Genomic DNA, 18189 nt, shown 5'->3' with positions numbered 1-18189 from the left:
TTTATATAGTATAGTTGTTTGTACTATTATATAAGGAATAATTCATAAACCCTATAAAATGGAAAGGCGCGCATGAAAGACACGCAGAACCTAGGAAACCGTATTGAAAAAATAACACAAACAAACAGTAATGGTGTTGCCGCTAGCACTGATAAATCAATCAATCCAAAACAAGTTTTAAGAGTAATCGATGCCATTGTCGTTATCGTTGGCATCGTTGTAGGTGCGGGTATTTTTCGCACCCCCTCTATTGTTGCTGCAAATACAGGCAGTTCAGAATTATTCCTCGGCGTATGGGTGCTAGGAGGGGTGATCTCCCTTATCGGTGCGATGTGTTATGCGGAGTTGAGTACTGCTTTTCCCAATACGGGCGGTGATTATCATTTTTTACATCGTGCTTTTGGTCAGCGCTTCGCATTTTTGTTTGCTTGGGCAAGGATGAGTATTATACAAACAGGTTCCATAGCGTTGCTAGCTTTTATAGTAGGCGATTATATGAGTGAATTATATAGCTTGGGCGCTTTTTCCTCCTCTATTTATGCTGCTTTGGTGGTCATTCTGCTCACATTTGTCAATATTATCGGGGTACATGTTGGAACAGGGGCACAGAAAATATTAGTCAGTTTGCAGTTTGTAGGATTGCTCGCCTTGATCGTTGCCGGGCTTTTCTTTGCTCCCGAAAGTGGTGGTACTGCGACAGCGGCACCTGTAAGTTCTGGTATAACACCGGCAATAGGAGGAGCGATGGTTATGGTGCTGTTGACATTTGGCGGGTGGAACGAAGCAGGCTATATATCTTCGGAGATGCGGGGCGGAAGTAAAAAAATGGTCACGGTGATGATTGCCAGTATCCTTATCATAACGGCTATCTATCTACTGATAAATCTAGCGTACCTTAACGTTTTGGGGATTGATGGTCTAGCTTCTTCGGAAGCCGTTGGTGTGGAAACTATGCGTGTTATTATGGGAGATACCGGTGTGTTTCTTATAGGGTTATTGGTTATTCTTGCCGCACTAACGTCTACCAATGCAACGATTTTTACGGGAGCGCGCACCAACCATGCTTTGGGACGGGATTTTTCGATTTTTTCTTTTATGCGCACTTGGAAATCTGAGACCTCTACACCTGTCAACGCGCTTTTGACACAAGGGATAATAGCGGTAATATTGATCATTCTAGGTTCTTTTGCCCGTAGCGGATTTGAATCGATGGTAGATTTTACAGCACCGATTTTTTGGTTTTTTATTTTGTGTACTGGATTGTCGCTTTTTGTTTTACGTTATAAGGAACCGCATGCGCCCCGACCATTTAAAGTACCGCTGTATCCCGTTCTTCCGATTATTTTTTGTCTTACCTCCACGTATTTATTGTATTCCAGTTTGATGTTTGCTGGAAGAGGAGCGTGGCTCGGCGTAGGTGTGTTGCTGTTGGGGATGGTGTTTTTCTTTTTCATACCAAAATCAAAAGAAACGAAACAAAAGGCATGATTTTGGCGTACTACTATAGTATGTTGGGCTTTTACAATAATTAAATGAAATATATTTTTGACCCTTTAAATTAAAATAAGATGAATGCATTGAAAAATTATTTACTGGTGTTTTGTTTGTTAGTGGGTTTCCAGGTATTTGCGCAGAAACCTAATTTGGATGTTCCTTACGTACCTACAAAACAACCCGTCGTAGATGCAATGTTGGATTTGGCAGGAGTGAAAGCGGGGGATGTCCATTATGATTTAGGTTGTGGTGACGGACGTATCGCAATCTCTGCAGCGAAACGTGGAGCTACCTCTACAGGTGTTGATCTCGATCCACAACGTATAAAGGAAGCCAATGAAAATGCAAAAGAAGCAGGTGTAACAGACAAAGTGACCTTTATTCAAGGAAATCTATTTGATTTTGACTTTAGCAAAGCAGATGTATTAACACTTTACTTACTCCCTGAAGTCAATTTGAAATTGCGTCCGAAAATCTTGGAAGAACTGAAACCCGGAACACGCATTGTATCGCATGCTTTTGATATGGGTGACTGGGAACCTGAAAAGACAATAACAGTGGACGGTAGTACTATATTTTTGTGGACTGTTCCAAATCGTTAACAACCAATATTTTACAGAGCCACATGATGGCTCTGTAAAATAATTTAACTACCAGCCTTTTATAGCTCCGCCTTTAAACACCTTGTTCGCTACAGCTTCTACTTCTTCGGATTGATAAGCTTTTGCAAAACTTAATACTTTTTCGTCCTCTTTGTTATCCTCCCGACTCACAATGATATTTACGTAGGGCGATTTCTCATTTTCTACAAAAATGCCATTGTCTTTTGCCGTCAGATTATGACTTGCTGCAAAATTATTGTTGATAACCGCCACAGCAACTTTGTCGTCATCCAATGTCCTCGGCAGCTGGGGAGCTTCTAACTCGATAATTTTAAGATTTAACTCGTTTTTAATAATATCTTGTGAACGAGGTAGTAACCCTACGTCATCTCGTAGTTGGATAAGACCAACTTCCTGCATGAGCAAAAGTGCTCTGCCCAAATTAGTAGGATCATTAGGAATAACCACCGTGTCTCCAGATTTAAGCTCACTTATATTTTTTATTTTCTTGGAATAACCGGCCATAGGATAAACAAAGGTATTGCCTACAATGGCTAGTTTATATCCTCTACTTGCCATTTGGTCGTCCAAATAAGGAGTCGTCTGGAAAACATTAACGTCAATATCACCTTGATGTAAAGCCTCGTTTGGCATAACGTAATCATTAAAAGAAATCAGTTCGACCTCTAGATTGTATTTTTCTTTTGCTACCTTTTTAGCTTCCTCTGCCAAACTGTATTCAGGGCCTGCCTGTACACCTACCCGAAGGATATCGGAAGAACGGTTGCCTCCACCACAGGATAAAAGGGTGGCTACGATAAACGCTGAACTAAATAAAGATTTGATTGTATTGTACATATTTTTTATAACTTATCACCCATAATTCATCACTCATCACTTTCTATGATCCACATATTTCGATAATCGGTCGCCGATAAACTGTATTCCGAATACGATAGCAATCAATAGCACGAGCACCATATTCATAATTAACGCGTCATAACCTACATACCCATATTGATACCCAATATGTCCTAATCCGCCAGCACCTACAGCGCCACCCATTGCGGAATACCCCACTAATGTGATGAGTGTAAGAGAAGCGCTATTTATCAACGCAGGAAGGGCTTCTGGAATAAGCACTTTGCGAACAATTTGCATTGTTGTCGCTCCCATAGATCGAGCTGCTTCTATGATGCCATATGGAATCTCCAGCAGGCAGTTTTCCACTAAACGCGCGACAAAAGGCGCGGCACCGATGCTTAACGGTACGATAGCCGCTTCCATACCGATAGAGGTTCCCACTAAGGCGCGGGTAAAAGGAATCATCCATACTATGAGGATAATAAAAGGAATGGAGCGGAAAATGTTTACAAAAAATGCGATAGTGCTGTTCAATGGTCTGTTTGCGAGTAATTGCCGTTCACGTGTTAAAAATAGTAATATGCCTAGCGGCAATCCGATCAGAAAACTAAAGAATCCGGAAGAAAACGTCATCACAATGGTTTCCCAAGTACCATTTGCCAATAACCAAAATGTTGCTTCAGACATATTCACTTTATTAATCAATGGTCAAGGTGGGATTTAACAATTCCTTTGTGATAGGAGATTTCGGAAGTTCAAATAACGTGTTTACGTCGTTTTCTTCGACTAATTCGCCTTCGGATATAACAGCTACCCGGCTACATATCGCACGCACGACTTCCATTTGATGCGTAATCAATATGATCGTAATGCCCAGTTCGCGGTTAATACGTTTTAAAAGGGAAAGGATAGAACGCGTTGTTTGAGGATCTAAAGCACTTGTAGCTTCATCACAAAGAAGTATCTCAGGATCAGAAGCCAATGCTCTAGCAATAGCCACCCGTTGCTTTTGTCCGCCAGATAATGCCGCCGGGTACTCGTCTCGTTTTTCGGATAAATCTACCATATCCAGCAAGTTATCTACTTTTTGGCTTATTTCTGCTTTAGTCATTCCTGTCAGCTGTAGCGGAAAAGCAATGTTATCAAAAACGGTGCGGGATGACAGCAAGTTAAAATGTTGGAAGATCATGCCTATCTTCCGTCGAAGTGGAATTAACTCTTTTTCCGAAAGTGATACGATATTTTTGCCCGACAAATATATGCTCCCCGAAGTGGGGCGCTCTAACAGATTAATCGTACGCACAAGCGTACTCTTTCCAGAACCAGAATAACCGATAATGCCAAAAATATCTCCCTTTTCTATCCGGAGGGTAATATCTTTAAGGGCTTGAATCTCCCTTTTTTTTTTATAGAATATTTTACTGACTTGCTCTAGCTTAATCATATAATCTAGTGCAAAGATAGTGTTTTTTTCAATTTTGAAGACGTGTATTTTATTGCACTACAAACAGAAGAATTTTAAGTAATTACGGACTCGAAAATTAGTTTCATCACCGATTAAACGGAACGTATTGCACGCTTTTTCTTTTTGTTCGGTCGCGATATAAGAAATACCTAAATGAATGATTAAATCATTGTAAAACAAACCACCATATCGTTTTGGGTCGATTTCATTTATTTTTGCCTTTTCGTATTCCATAATTGCATGCTCGTAATCCCCAATTGTGAAAAGTTTTTCACCTTTTCTATAATATTCATAAGCCTGTTTTGTTTGATTTCCATCTATGCCCTCGAACATTTTAAAAAAATTGAAATTCTCCGTAATGAGCACGTCTTTTCCCGTATTATTATGGAAGTACCGTTTTGAACGTTCTATTGTGCGGGTACATTGTTTTTGCATACTGGGATCTACGGGGGATAAGAATCGAATGTCTCGTATGTTATTGGTGGTATCAACTATGAATTCAACCTCAACATGGATGTTTCTATGTGTTTGCTTGTCTAGGAGGGGGGTGTTTTTGATTATATAATGATTTAATTCCAGCTCATTGTCAAATCGGATATCGGTAAATCGTTTTTTACGATAACTTCTTTACCGTCTCTTATCACAGTTTTTGATCGAAAGACTGGATTATGATTGAGGAAGTCTTCCTCCCGAAGAAATGCCAGCGTTACATTTTCATTTTGTTCGCGAACGAATAAGTATATACTATCTAATGTGTAATGTAATGTTTGATACGGTGTTTTTATTGTATTCGACTCCATATATGTCACCGATAAAGGTTTGTCATTAATGAACAATTGGGTATCCTTAAATTCATACACGAGATACGCGGAGAACATAGGATGTCTGACGGATACCGAATTTCCATCTTCTTCTAACGTGATATCTAAAACCCATTTTCCTTGTAACTCCTTGCCTTGACTGCGAGAAAATGTGAATAAGAGACATAGCAATATTGTACAAACAAATTTGCTTGCCCAATCCGAGTAGCGGAAATGTTTATTCATAACTTTAGCATAAATTTGGATGAAGATAGTGTTTTCTTCACCCTTTAGATTAAAAAGACGGTTTAATTTTGTTCGAAAGACTGCAATGAGCCATCCAGATTAAATTCAATTAATGGCAGGGTGGGCAAAGATAAAGTACAACGCAAATACTATCCAGAAATATGCGAAAATTTCATCTGCCCACCCTTTTTGATTTACTTTAACGTAAATTTGAATCCTAACGTAAAACGTGCCGGTTCAAAGTGGCTCCTATTGGATAAGTTCCACCAAGGTTTCCAATCAAAATGGAAAGCTAGTGGAGCTGACGGTATTTTAAATTCCAATCCTGCTGCCGGACGAAGTGCGAAATACGTACGATCGTCGTCATCCCAGTCGTTGTACCACCAACGTCCGCGATCAACAAACGCTAGTTGTGGACCAACACCTACATACCAGTTCAAACCATTTGTTCCAGCAATCGCTTGGTTATATGAATAATCCACACCCAAGACGGTGACATCATCGCCAAACAATACTTGGGCATTCCCTGCGTTTGTACCATCAAAAAAGTGCTTTATTTGGGGGCCTACTAATGTTGGGCCATCTCCCACATCTATACCTAATCCCAAAGCTGTTCGGTAACGTGCTTGTGCAGTTACTTCTTGTGCACCAGCAACCACAAATGAAGCTGCTAATAATGATAAAAATATCTTTTTCATCTTAATAAATTGTTTTTTTAAGGTGATGAAGCTATCAGATTTTATTCATTCACCTATTGGATTTGGATAAACGAAAGCAAATAGTTTGCCAAATTGTAAGTACTAATGGCCGGATGAGTATATAAAGGGACGCGTTAAACCTATTGTAATGGGATTGTCTAACGTTTATAAAAAAATGAAATTTTTTGATAATCTCAATAAAAATCGTAATTTTGCCTGGCAAATAGAAACTCCAAAGATATTTGCCATATGCAATTAGATCCACAAAAATTCGTAGCAGAAGGTCTCACATACGACGATGTTTTATTGATTCCTGCTTATTCAGAAGTTTTGCCTCGCGACGTCGACACGAGCACGCAACTCACAAGAAAAATCCGCTTAAATATTCCTTTGGTATCTGCAGCGATGGATACGGTAACTGGAGCTGATTTAGCTATAGCCATCGCACAAGCGGGGGGCATAGGAATGCTGCATAAAAATATGTCTATAGAAGAGCAGGCAGCTGAAGTGCGCAAGGTAAAACGTTCGGAGAGCGGGATGATACAGGACCCGGTAACGTTGGTGGAAGGATCGACCGTCGGTGATGCTTTTAAGATTATGAAAGAGCATAAGATAGGTGGTATCCCAATTGTGAACAACGACGGAAAACTTGTTGGTATTGTTACCAACCGTGATCTTCGCTTCCAAAAGGATATGTCTAAGCCGATCAACGAGCTGATGACGAAGACTAACTTAGTCGTAGCGCCAGAAGGAACAGACCTGATTCGTGCAGAGGAGATTTTACAGAATCATAAAATAGAGAAACTGCCTGTCGTAGATACGGAAGGGAATTTAAAAGGTCTTATTACCTTTAAAGACATTCAAAAATATAAGCATTATCCGAATGCTGCCAAAGACAGCCATGGCCGTTTGTTGGTAGGTGCTGCGGTAGGTGTAACTGCTGATACGTTAGAACGTGTTACGGCACTCGTGAAAGCAGGTGTGGATGTCGTTACTATTGATACGGCTCATGGACATTCTAAAGGTGTGATCGAGAAGTTGAAGGAGGTTAAATTGACTTTCCCCGAGTTACAGGTTATCGTCGGGAATATCGCAACAGGCGCGGCGGCGAAAGCCTTAGCAGAAGCTGGAGCAGATGCAGTAAAGGTAGGTATCGGCCCGGGATCTATTTGTACGACACGTATTATAGCGGGTGTCGGTGTACCACAATTATATGCGGTATATGAGGTAGCTAAAGCATTAAAAGGTACTGGTGTTCCATTAATTGCAGACGGTGGTATCAAACAAACTGGAGATATAGCCAAAGCTATCGCAGCAGGAGCCGATACAATTATGGCTGGTTCATTATTTGCAGGTGTGGAAGAAGCACCAGGCGAAACTATTATTTACGAAGGACGTAAGTTTAAATCGTATAGAGGTATGGGGTCGGTAGAGGCAATGGAGAAAGGCTCGAAAGACCGTTATTTTCAGGATGTAGAAGAGGATATCAAAAAATTGGTGCCAGAAGGTATTGTGGGACGTGTGCCCTACAAAGGAACATTGGCAGAGGTAGTATATCAATATATCGGTGGATTAAGAGCATCTATGGGATACTGTGGTGCGGCTACCATCGAAACATTGAAAAAAGCACAATTTGTGCGGATTACTGGTGCAGGTCTGAGAGAATCACATCCGCACAATATCTCGATTACGAAAGAGGCACCTAACTACAGTAGAGGCTAAGGCGCAATAAATTTCCTCTTGTACTTGGATTTAAACGCTATAATTATTAAATTGCTTTTAATCGATCAATAATTGTAAAATTTAAATACAAAACTATGGGTAAAGGAGATAAAAAAACACGTAGAGGAAAAATTATTATGGGATCGTATGGAAAGAAACGCCCAAGAAAGCATCCCAAAGCAAAAGTGGAAGATAAAAAAGAAGAAGCTGTCTAAAAATGCAGTGCCCCCAAAAAGTTAGACACTTTCTGGGGGCATTTTTTATGGATAAGAAAAAGAGACACAGTTTTGAATTTAAGTTGGCCTGTGTTAAACAGATGGATGAGCATTATCGCTCGGCGAAATCTCTTGGTGAAGAATTGGGAATTACCTATTCGCTACTTGAGACCTGGTATAGTATATATAAGCATCATGGGTCTGCAGGACTGCTTCCCAGAAAAGGGAAAAGGATCTTTAGTCCGACTTTTAAGTTGTCGGTCCTTAGGGCAATCCGTGAAGAAAGCTTATCTTTGAAAGAGGCCCGCGTACGCTTCGACCTTTCCTCGGATGCCCACATCATCAACTGGCAGAAAAGGCTGGATGAGTTTGGTCCGGCAGGATTGGAGCCTCGGACTAAAGGAAGACGACCTATGACTAAGAAAGCGAACCAACAGATCAAGCGGAAAGTTAGAAAATCGAATAAGCCACTTAGCCGTGAGGAGGAACTTTTGCAGGAGAACGAGTATTTACGGGCGGAAAATGCTTTGCTAAAAAAGCTCCAAGCCTTAGCTCAAGAAGAAAACAAGCGCAAGCCATAATGGAGCTAAGGCATCAATTCGACCTAGGTATCCTGTTGAGTTGTATTAAAATGGCAAGGAGTACTTTTTATTATTACTCCAGGAAAGCCGGGGAACCGGACAGATATGAACAGGTCAAGAACCTGATCAGCAGGATATACCAAGACCATAAGGGGCGTTTTGGTTATTGCCGTATTACCCTGCTGCTCAAACGGGATGGAATGGCCATCAACCATAAGACCGTGCTTAGGCTGATGGGAGAAATGAAATTGAAGAGCCTGATCAGGGTGAAAAAATACCGGTCTTACCGGGGTGATCTGGGAAGGATCGCTCCCAATATTCTTAACAGGGAATTCAAGGCTGACAGACCATCCCAAAAATGGGCTACTGATGTTACAGAATTCAAGGTCAGGGGAAAGAAGCTCTACCTTGCCCCGATCATTGATCTGTTCAATCAGGAAATTATCAGTTATGAAGTTACTGACAGGCCCCTCTTTAAGGGGGTAATGGACATGGTGAAAAAATCACTGCCCCTGGCAAAAGTATCCTCACAGTTGGTATTACATTCAGATCAGGGATGGCAATACCAAATGCAGAAGTATCAACAACTGCTCAGGGAAAACGGAATTACCCAAAGCATGTCCAGAAAAGGAAATTGCCTGGATAACGCTGTAATTGAAAATTTCTTCGGAATATTAAAGTCAGAGCTTTTCTATCTAAAAGAATACGAATCAACCGAGCAGTTAAAAAGCGATATAAAAGACTATATCTCCTATTACAATAAAAAGCGAATAAAACTAAATTTAAATGGAATGAGCCCGACAGAATATCGAGCTCATTATTACAAATCTAATAACTAGTTTTGTCCAAACTTTTGGGGGCAGTCCAAAAGGCAGCTTTTTTTATGTTATATTTCGAACACTGGAAAATACCGCTGAAGCCGGAGAAAATTTGATTATTCCTACTTTATTTGCGTTCTTTGCGGGTAAATAAATCTTCCCAATGACTGAAGTTAGTCCATATACTGATTATTCCGATGAGGTATTAATCGACTTATTGAAAAAGGATGACAGTAAGGCTTTCAGTACTATTTATGATCGATATGCCAGCCTCATGTACCAGTTTGCCTACAATATTTTACAAGATGAAGAGGAATGTACAGATGTTATCCAGGATATTTTCGTCTGGTTTTGGACTAACCGCCGTCACCTTAAAATTTCTAAACTTAAAGGATATCTAATAGCCGCAGTCAAATATCGTGTGCTGCGGATAATCTCGACTAGTCGTCGAAGAGAAGCTATTTTAAATACGGTTCCTTTTCAAGAAGTTCTTTTGATTGAAGATCCGCTAGAAATTAAAGAGCTAAAGCTCATCATCGCGGAATTTGTAAATACCCTTCCTCCCAAAGCCCAAAAGATTTTTCGTTTAAGTAGGGAACAATATAAGACGAATAAAGAAATCGCTACAGAGATGAATATTTCGGAAAAGACGGTGGAAAATCACATGACATCTATCCTTAAGAAATTGAGGACCTATCTCGGAAAAAACTCCTTCCTTATTTTTTTAATGTAAAATCCTTATCGACTAGGGGATGCCCCTTATCTATGTATCTTATTATATAGATACCTCTGAAAAAAGAGGAACTGTATATGGATAAACAACAATTGAATCAAGCTATAGATCGGATATGCAAAGGAACTGCTGATGATGCCGATTTTGTATTATATAATACCTTCTGTCGTATAAAACAGGATAAAGGCATACCCTTGTCTGAAACCTTATTGAACCAGAAAAAGGTTCAAATATTTGAACATGTTTCCGCCGAAATTATCGTACAAAGACGCAGGCGGCTATATTTTAATATAAGTAAAGTAGCGGCCTCAGTGCTTGTCTGTCTTTTGTTTAGTATCTGGTTATGGAATGGAGATCAAGTTTCTGAAAATCATGAGTATGCCGAAATCGAAGATATACAGCCGGGAAAATCAGCAGGTGTACTGGTATTAGCAGATGGACGAAAAATAGATTTACAGTCTACCGGAATAGGAACAGTTTCTGATGCTACAGATGCATCTATTGTAAAAACATCTGATAGTACATTACAATACAAAGAAGGCATTGTGCAATCGGGAGGTGTAGCTGGTACGAACATGCTGATAACAGATAGAGGACAGCAATATCAGCTGGTATTGCCAGATGGAACCAAGGTTTGGTTAAACGCTGCGTCCACATTAACATTTCCGTCGTCCTTCCATGCTGCAGAAAAGCGTAAAGTTCAACTCGAAGGTGAAGCGTATTTTGAAGTAGCAAAGGATACAAAGAAACCATTTATCGTGGAAACTAAAGATCAGAAGATAAGGGTATATGGAACACATTTTAATGTGAGCAGCTATGCAGACGAGGGAGAAACGAGAACCACCTTATTAGAAGGAAGCGTAGGAATAAACAGTGCCTTTATATTGAAGCCAGGTCAACAATTAAAGACGGATGCAAAAGGAATGAGTAGTATAGAGTCCGCCAATATATCTGCTGCAATAGCCTGGAGAATGGGCTTTTTTGAATTTGATGACGAAAATATTTATCAAATCATGCGAAAGCTCTCTAGATGGTATAGTGTAGAAGTCATTTACAAAGGGCAAATGCCGAATGATGTTATGAAAGGAACCATCTCGAAATTTGAGAATATCTCAAAAGTGCTGACCGTCATTGAACAGACAGAGCTATTAAAATTCGAGATAAAAGACAGGACAGTAATAGTTACTAAACGTTAAATAACCGAATTATATGAAAATTAAAATAGTATGCCTATGTAAACAAATATGAAGAGCCTTTCCAAGCGGACAAAATAAGTAAAATACGACAATTAAATAATAACAATTAGCCTTAATAAATATGATTTCAAAAAAAAGAATATGGAAGCCCCGTGTTTCAAATTTAAGGAAATGGTATAGCCTATCAGAGCATAAGATTTTTTTGATATGCATCTGTATGTTTTCCTTTCTGTATTTAACGGCTCAAGCCAAATCTCAGTCTATCACGCTTCGTTTAAAAAAACAAAGCCTTGAGCAAGCTATAGCGGAAATCAAGAAAACGACAAACTTGGATTTTTTCTATGTTAAAAACCACCTTAGAGATACACATCCTGTTTCGTTGTCTGTAACAGCCGCTAGTATTACGGAACTTCTTGATCAGCTCTTGAAGGGACAACCATTGACCTATGAGATTAAAGAGGGGATTGTTGTCCTAAAACGTAAGGGCGCTGGTACCAAAACCATCACTTCCATGGCACAGCAGCAACAAACCCAAGCGGAAGGAACGATTCTCAGTAACGAGGGAGCTCCGTTAGCAGGAGCCAGCATATCGGTAAAAGGGACATCCCGAGGAACGTCTTCTGATAATGAAGGGCGGTTCAGTATCCAAGCAGTTCAGGGTAATATTCTGGTTGTCAATTTAATGGGATATGAAACGAGGGAGATTGTATTTCAGGGAGAATCTGCATTGAAAATCCAGCTGGCTGCAGCAAGCAGTTCTTTAGATGAAGTAGTTGTCATTGGTTATGGTTCGGTAAGAAAAAGGAATTTGACCGGCGCTGTATCAAGTATTAACAATGACGATCTAAATACGAGTGTAGCGGCCAATTTTCAGCAGATGCTACAAGGTAAGGCTGCTGGTCTGGAAGTTACGCAACCTACGGGGCAGCCAGGTGCAGGGGTAAATGTGAAAATCCGCAGTAATCCCTCTTTTGCAAACGCGGGTGTATTGTATGTGATAGATGGTGTTCCCGTAAACGATAATGCCGGACAACCGGAATTGGGGTCTGGTGGTGTCGGAGGGCGATACGGCGGCGCAGGCGTTAGCAAATCGCCTATGAATTTTATTAATCCCAACGATATCGAATCCATCGAAGTATTGAAAGATGCCAGTGCGGCTTCTATCTACGGTGCACGGGCAGGAGCAGGGGTAGTATTGATTACGACAAAAAAAGGGAGAGATGGGCAATCCACTTTGCAATATTCGGGCAATTATGGGATACAGCAGGCAGATAAGATGTATCCGGTGTTTGGTGTAAGAGAATATATGGAACAGCGAAATCTACTTCGCTTGGAAATGTGGCACCGCGACAACGAGATAGGGCCGTGGTATGGTACAAAGAATGAAAATGAGATAACCGATCCGTACACACCGGCATTTACCGACGATGAGATGAACAATATGCCGTCGGACAGACAGCTGGCGACAGATGCCATTGTACGAGGTGGATATACACAGCAGCATAATATCTCCTTATCCGGAGGAGGCAATAAGACAACCTACTTTATCTCCGGCAACTATTTCGACCAAAAAGGGGTGATTATCGGGACAGACTACAAACGATATAACGGTAGAATGAATCTGGACCATCAGCTTTCCGAAAAAATCAAATTGGGAAGTAACGTGATCGTGTCCAATTCATTGGCAAATAATACCGTTACCGGAGGAACGTTAGAAAATGGGGGTATCGTTACCTCGGCAATTTATTGGGCACCTGTTGTACCGTTGCAGGCGGAGGATGGAAGTTACCCACTGAATCCGTTTTATCCGAATATACCCAACCCGCTTTCCTATACAACCAATACCGATTTGACCAACGCCAAGCGCGTACTCACATCTGCTTATGGAGAGTGGACTATAATAGATGGACTAAAGGCAAAAGCAAGCTTCAGCTACGACCAATCGTATCAAAAACGCTCGTCATACTTTTCAACCGACTTTCTGTATGGCTCACAGGTAGGAGGTGCCGCCAATATTAGTCAGGCAGATCATCAAACGAAATTGTATGAATATATCATTAATTACGATAAAGAATTTAATGAAAAACATACATTTGGTGCGATGTTAGGATATAGTTTCCAACAAACAGTGTGGAATACGTTTGGTGCCGGACATCAAAACTTTCTTTCGGATGCTTTACAGTATTATGATTTAGGAGCTGGTCAGGCTGATAGGCCGTTTGTCGCGTCGGGTAAGAGTGAAAGTATTTGGGCATCTTATTTCGGAAGAGTAATCTATACATACAATAACAATATCACCTTGCAGGCTTCCCTACGCCGTGATGGTGCTTCCGTGTTTGCCGAGAACAGAAAGTGGGGTATGTTTCCGGGATTATCAGCGGGATGGATTATATCGGATGAAAGTTGGATGTCAACCTTGGAGCCGATTTCATTTTTGAAGCTGAGAACTGGATACGGGGAGACTGGTAATAGTGATTTTCAATCAGCAGCGTCTGCATTGTACAATGCGAGTAATACATTTTTCGGGAACGGAATAGTTAAGACTGGACTGGAATTGAGTCGTGCCGCTAACCCGAACTTAACCTGGGAGACGGCGGGAGAGTTTAATGTCGGTCTGGATTTTGGATTATTTAATCAGCGTGTCTCCGGATCGGTTGATTACTATAACAAAACCATTCGGAATTTGATTTCCTGGATACCTTATCCATCGGGCTTTCTCATCGGTGGTGTTTATGGCAACGCAGGCAAGACCCGTTCTACGGGATATGAAATTAATCTGGAAACCAGAAACTTCGTGACTTCCGAGCCGGACGGCTTTTCGTGGAATACAACATTCAATTTCTCCCATTATTTGAATTATTGGTTAGAACGTTCTCCTGAAATGCTGCGCACGTTAGAGAGACATGAAATAGCGACAGGAAGGGATGCGCTCTTCAATCCGCTCTTTGGCTATCTTTCGGATGGTATATTTACCGGTAGGTACGGCGAAGCTCCTGCCCACATGTCCGGCATGCTTCCGGGCGGAATAATCTTGCGGGATATTCACGGCTATACCGATGGCAATTTAACGGAACCAGATGGGCAGATCACAGAAGCAGATAAAACGTATATTGGCAACGCTGATCCACAGTTCAATTTTGGTATCGGGAACACACTTAACTACAAAGGGTTTGATCTGAACATCTTCCTGTCCGGAATGAAACTGAAAAAATGGTCGCCGATAGCGAGCGGCAGAGTCGAGGAGCTTACCACAGATAGATACGGGTTTAATGCGATGCCGGTTTCGCGTGATCGATGGCATATCAACAACACATACGGACAAATGCCGACCGCGCTGTATGATGAAAATTATTCAAGTTTTCAAAACGGGGCAGATTATTGGTTGCTCAATGCGACATTTCTGCGTGCGCGCAACATCACGTTAGGATATACATTATCACAACAGATGATGCGTAAACAGAAGTTATTCTCGAATCTACGTTTGTCTTTTGATATGCAAAATCTGTTTACGATTACGAAGTATCCCGGACTAGATCCCGAGCTTGACGCCGGTAACTTCTATCCGCTGGTAAAAAGTTTTGTATTTGGAATAAACGCTAATTTTTAATGTTGTAGAATCATGAAAATCAATATAAGTAAGATGAGAAAAAAAATATGGATCACTCCTCTTCTGGGCCTATCCATGTTATTTGGTGCTTGTGAGAAAGGATTGGAATATAAGACATACGGCGATCTAAATTCGGTTGTTGCTACACCGGAAGGCCTGCTGGCAAGCATTAATGCAATTTATAGAGGTATGGCTGGTGGAGATGACTGGCAAGGGGGATGGGGAAGCGGCACGTATGGCTGGCGTACACAAGCCATGATGACCACCGATGAAGGCATATGTGCTTGGGGAGGCGACTGGGTACGGATGCACAACCTTAATTTCACACCGGATTTCGGCTGGGTTACACATAATTACGGACGTTATCTGCCTTATATATCTAGGATTGCCATCGTGTTAAACGATATAGAGAACGCGGTGATAGATCAGGCGCTGAAAGATCGTTACATCGCAGAGTTAAAAGCCTTGCGCGCACATTATGCCCAATTGCTGTATTTCAATTATGGTCCGCTGACCATCATTACGGATGCTACCATCGCCGCCGATCCGGCAGCTCCACCGGTACCCAGACCATCAGCAGCAGAGATGGTGAAACAAATCGAGCAAGATTGGAAAGATGCTGCCGCTGTATTGCCCAGTAGATTTACAGGAGACAATTACGGACGGTTTTCCAAAGCTGCTGCGTTAACCGGCCTGATGAAGCTGTATATGCAGGAAAAACGTTGGGAAGAAGCCGTGACGGTAGGGCAGGAAATAAAAACATTAGGGTACAGCCTGGATGAGAATTATGAAGATCTGTTCAGCATGGCGAGCAAAGGAGGCGCCTCCAATGAGATGATTCTGGCCGTGGTTTCCACCGCGACAGGAGGAGACGCCTACACCAATATGTGGTTGGCACATGCATTACCTACGGATTATAGAGACCCGTCGGGTGTCGAGTTAACGGCGTGGGATGGCTATAAAATGCGCTGGTATAGTTATGATAAGTTCGACCAAAATGACAGACGTCTCCGTGTATTACTGGAAGAGTATCCCACCGGACGAGATGGTGACGGAAATATTATTTATAAGAATGCGCGTACGGCGGGTCATATAGGAGCAGTACCCGTTAAGTTTGCACCCGATCCATCCCGCACCAGCAGCCAGAACAGCGCGGTCGATAACCCTGTTTATCGGTATGCGGATGTCCTGCTCATGTTGGCAGAAAGTATTAATGAAGCAAACGGAGGACCGAATCAAGAAGCGTATAGCGCAATAAATGATGTTCGGGAGCGCGCCGGATTAGATCCTTTGCCAGAGAACCTTAATAAGACACAATTTTTAGAAAAGATACAGGATGAACGTCTATTTGAGCTTTGGGGTGAGGGATGGAGAAGAGATGATTTAATTCGCTGGGGTCTTTTTATACAGCGCGCTATCGACGATGGTGCAAGTAATGTCAATGAAACGCGTGTGCTCTTTCCTTTACCACGTACAGCGGTGAACGAAAGCAATAATGTTATTAAACAAAATGAAGGATATCAATAGGAGTACATTAATGAAACAAATATTAACAGTCATTTTTTTATTTTTAACTATAGGAAGCTACGCGCAGCTTCCTATGGCTCCTTCTCAATTGGAAGCCTTGGGAACGAGAAGCTGGATTCGGGTTGACTGGGATCCGGCCCCGAATCACGAGGGCGGTTATAAGTTGTATTGGTCGGATACAGGAAAGAAACCAAATGAAGCGAATGCAATAGTTGAATCGCCACAGAACCGATATTACATCACGGACGTAACAGCTGATCGCAAGTATAAGGTTTGGGTAGAAGCTTGTAACGGCTCAGGGACAAGCACATCCGTATCGGTAGAGGTAATCACAGAGAAAAGCTGGCGCCTTTCGCCAAAAGAGATAGAAGAGCTCAAGAATACCCCGAGTTCTACAGCCGTCCCGACGGGAATGGAACTTTTTTGGCACGATGAGTTTAATGATCTTCTACTCAACCGGAATAAATGGTCTACCAACTATTACTCCAGTATAGATCAATTGCGAGGTGATTTTGAAGAAGATATGCGCAATGACAACCTAGCGCAACCTGCTTACATTTTAAATGGTAAGACGATCAATTTATATACTAGCGATAGCTTGCCTGTTCGTGTATACGATCAAAAAAATAATAAAAAAATATCTTCTATACAAACGTATGATTGGCGTACAAACGAATGCCTGTTGGATAATAGCCGAGGGGGATATTTTGAGGTGAAAGTAAAAAGAAAGAATACAGGCAAACCTCGAGGATTGAATACCGCCTTTTGGTTTGATGCCCCCGGCCCGGATTTACGGAATTACTTTCAAGAAGGCACAGAAGTAAACGGTGTAAAAGGCGTTCGCCCAAAAGGACAGGTCTTTGAAATCGATGTGTTTGAATATATTTCTGCCCAATTTGTGTTGCACGGTCATGTAGATCAAAACGGTAGGTTTTTACGCAATCTGAATACCCATATCGCAGAAGGATACGATCACTTTGATAATTGGGTTATCCACGGTATCCTTTGGTCGCCAACCACCATTAAGCATTACATCAATGGCGACTTGATCAAAGAATATAGTGATAAGGAAAATATGCATTCACCAAACCATTTTATGAACGTGTTTCTGGGTAGTTATGGAGGTGGAGGGACAGTAAATATGGAAGTGGATTACATTCGGATGTATCAATGGCCTTTAAAAGATGGGAATGAGCTCCCTAACCCCGGATTTGATGATGGTGACGCATTAATGCCATGGGAGGGTACAGGACATATCGTTGCAGAAGCAGGTACAAAAAAGACCAATGCTATCGTCTTGGAACCTGGACAATACATTGAACAATATGTATATCTGGATAACGATCAAGACTATCGTTTAACTTACGAATCAAAAGGTAAAACAGATATTGTCGGATCGGTTGATAACGTTACTCTCGTCAACGGTTCATTAAGTTCCGTAGTCGCGATTGAAGGGCGGGGAGGTAATAAGTTCCGGCGAAATAGAGTAGATTTCAGATCGGGAAAGGAATATGATAATTACAAGAAGAAAATGCGGGTTTGGTTTAAAAATAACGGTAAAACAAACGTTGTATTAGATGATATCCAAATTGTAAAAAGGTAATTTTCCCCGTGAAAGAAA

Annotated in this window: 17 protein-coding genes; 11 read left to right on the top strand and 6 right to left on the bottom strand. The window is 41.4% G+C overall.

Annotation, left to right across the window (positions count from 1 at the left end):
- The first annotated feature begins 72 nt into the window (after positions 1 to 72).
- The gene (locus tag H8B21_RS12645) at positions 73 to 1488 is read left to right on the top strand and encodes an APC family permease (protein ID WP_190314148.1); all 1416 of its coding nucleotides are present in this window, start codon (positions 73 to 75) and stop codon (positions 1486 to 1488) included.
- An 80-nt stretch (positions 1489 to 1568) separates the two neighbouring features.
- Positions 1569 to 2096: an SAM-dependent methyltransferase gene (locus tag H8B21_RS12640; RefSeq protein WP_190314147.1), complete on the top strand. Its 528-nt coding sequence runs from the start codon at positions 1569 to 1571 to the stop codon at positions 2094 to 2096.
- 48 nt (positions 2097 to 2144) lie between these two features.
- Here H8B21_RS12640 and metQ read toward each other — a convergent pair whose 3' ends face one another.
- The 6 genes from metQ to H8B21_RS12610 form a co-directional block, all read right to left on the bottom strand.
- Positions 2145 to 2954: a methionine ABC transporter substrate-binding lipoprotein MetQ gene (gene metQ, locus H8B21_RS12635; protein WP_190314146.1), complete on the bottom strand. Its 810-nt coding sequence runs from the start codon at positions 2952 to 2954 to the stop codon at positions 2145 to 2147.
- 36 nt (positions 2955 to 2990) lie between these two features.
- Entirely contained in the window at positions 2991 to 3647 is a 657-nt protein-coding gene (gene metI, locus H8B21_RS12630) for a methionine ABC transporter permease MetI (protein ID WP_190314145.1), read from the bottom strand.
- Positions 3648 to 3657: 10 nt separating this feature from the next.
- Positions 3658 to 4404, bottom strand: a complete 747-nt coding sequence (locus tag H8B21_RS12625) for a methionine ABC transporter ATP-binding protein (protein ID WP_190314144.1) — start codon at positions 4402 to 4404, stop codon at positions 3658 to 3660.
- A 57-nt stretch (positions 4405 to 4461) separates the two neighbouring features.
- Complete coding sequence (locus tag H8B21_RS12620; RefSeq protein ID WP_190314143.1) at positions 4462 to 4860, bottom strand: hypothetical protein; 399 nt, start codon at positions 4858 to 4860, stop codon at positions 4462 to 4464.
- 134 nt (positions 4861 to 4994) lie between these two features.
- Entirely contained in the window at positions 4995 to 5471 is a 477-nt protein-coding gene (locus H8B21_RS12615) for a hypothetical protein (protein ID WP_190314142.1), read from the bottom strand.
- 194 nt (positions 5472 to 5665) lie between these two features.
- The gene (locus H8B21_RS12610; protein WP_190314141.1) at positions 5666 to 6169 is read right to left on the bottom strand and encodes a hypothetical protein; all 504 of its coding nucleotides are present in this window, start codon (positions 6167 to 6169) and stop codon (positions 5666 to 5668) included.
- A 249-nt stretch (positions 6170 to 6418) separates the two neighbouring features.
- Here H8B21_RS12610 and guaB point away from each other — a divergent pair, with 249 nt between their 5' ends.
- From guaB to H8B21_RS12565, 9 genes are all read left to right on the top strand, one after another.
- Positions 6419 to 7891: an IMP dehydrogenase gene (guaB, locus tag H8B21_RS12605; protein ID WP_190314140.1), complete on the top strand. Its 1473-nt coding sequence runs from the start codon at positions 6419 to 6421 to the stop codon at positions 7889 to 7891.
- 95 nt (positions 7892 to 7986) lie between these two features.
- Positions 7987 to 8106 (top strand): 30S ribosomal protein THX, encoded by a 120-nt coding sequence (locus H8B21_RS12600; RefSeq protein ID WP_190314139.1) that lies wholly within the window; start codon positions 7987 to 7989, stop codon positions 8104 to 8106.
- A gap of 47 nt (positions 8107 to 8153) precedes the next feature.
- A complete protein-coding gene (locus H8B21_RS12595) occupies positions 8154 to 8687 on the top strand; it encodes a helix-turn-helix domain-containing protein (protein ID WP_190314138.1) in 534 nt (177 codons plus the stop codon).
- Positions 8687 to 9526: an IS3 family transposase gene (locus H8B21_RS12590; RefSeq protein ID WP_223815010.1), complete on the top strand. Its 840-nt coding sequence runs from the start codon at positions 8687 to 8689 to the stop codon at positions 9524 to 9526. The genes H8B21_RS12595 and H8B21_RS12590 overlap by 1 nt, the downstream gene beginning before the upstream one ends.
- A 142-nt stretch (positions 9527 to 9668) precedes the next feature.
- Entirely contained in the window at positions 9669 to 10238 is a 570-nt protein-coding gene (locus tag H8B21_RS12585) for an RNA polymerase sigma-70 factor (protein WP_190314137.1), read from the top strand.
- 77 nt (positions 10239 to 10315) lie between these two features.
- Complete coding sequence (locus H8B21_RS12580) at positions 10316 to 11434, top strand: FecR family protein (protein ID WP_190314136.1); 1119 nt, start codon at positions 10316 to 10318, stop codon at positions 11432 to 11434.
- Positions 11435 to 11651: 217 nt separating this feature from the next.
- Positions 11652 to 15041 (top strand): TonB-dependent receptor, encoded by a 3390-nt coding sequence (locus H8B21_RS12575; protein WP_190314135.1) that lies wholly within the window; start codon positions 11652 to 11654, stop codon positions 15039 to 15041.
- A 33-nt stretch (positions 15042 to 15074) separates the two neighbouring features.
- Positions 15075 to 16568: a RagB/SusD family nutrient uptake outer membrane protein gene (locus H8B21_RS12570; RefSeq protein ID WP_190314134.1), complete on the top strand. Its 1494-nt coding sequence runs from the start codon at positions 15075 to 15077 to the stop codon at positions 16566 to 16568.
- Between the two features lie 10 nt (positions 16569 to 16578).
- Positions 16579 to 18171: a fibronectin type III domain-containing protein gene (locus H8B21_RS12565; RefSeq protein ID WP_190314133.1), complete on the top strand. Its 1593-nt coding sequence runs from the start codon at positions 16579 to 16581 to the stop codon at positions 18169 to 18171.
- Positions 18172 to 18189 lie beyond the last annotated feature (18 nt).

The sequence above is a fragment of the Sphingobacterium chuzhouense genome (assembly GCF_014692525.1).
GTDB lineage: Bacteria > Bacteroidota > Bacteroidia > Sphingobacteriales > Sphingobacteriaceae > Sphingobacterium > Sphingobacterium chuzhouense.
This window is presented reverse-complemented; position numbering and strand designations above follow the sequence as displayed.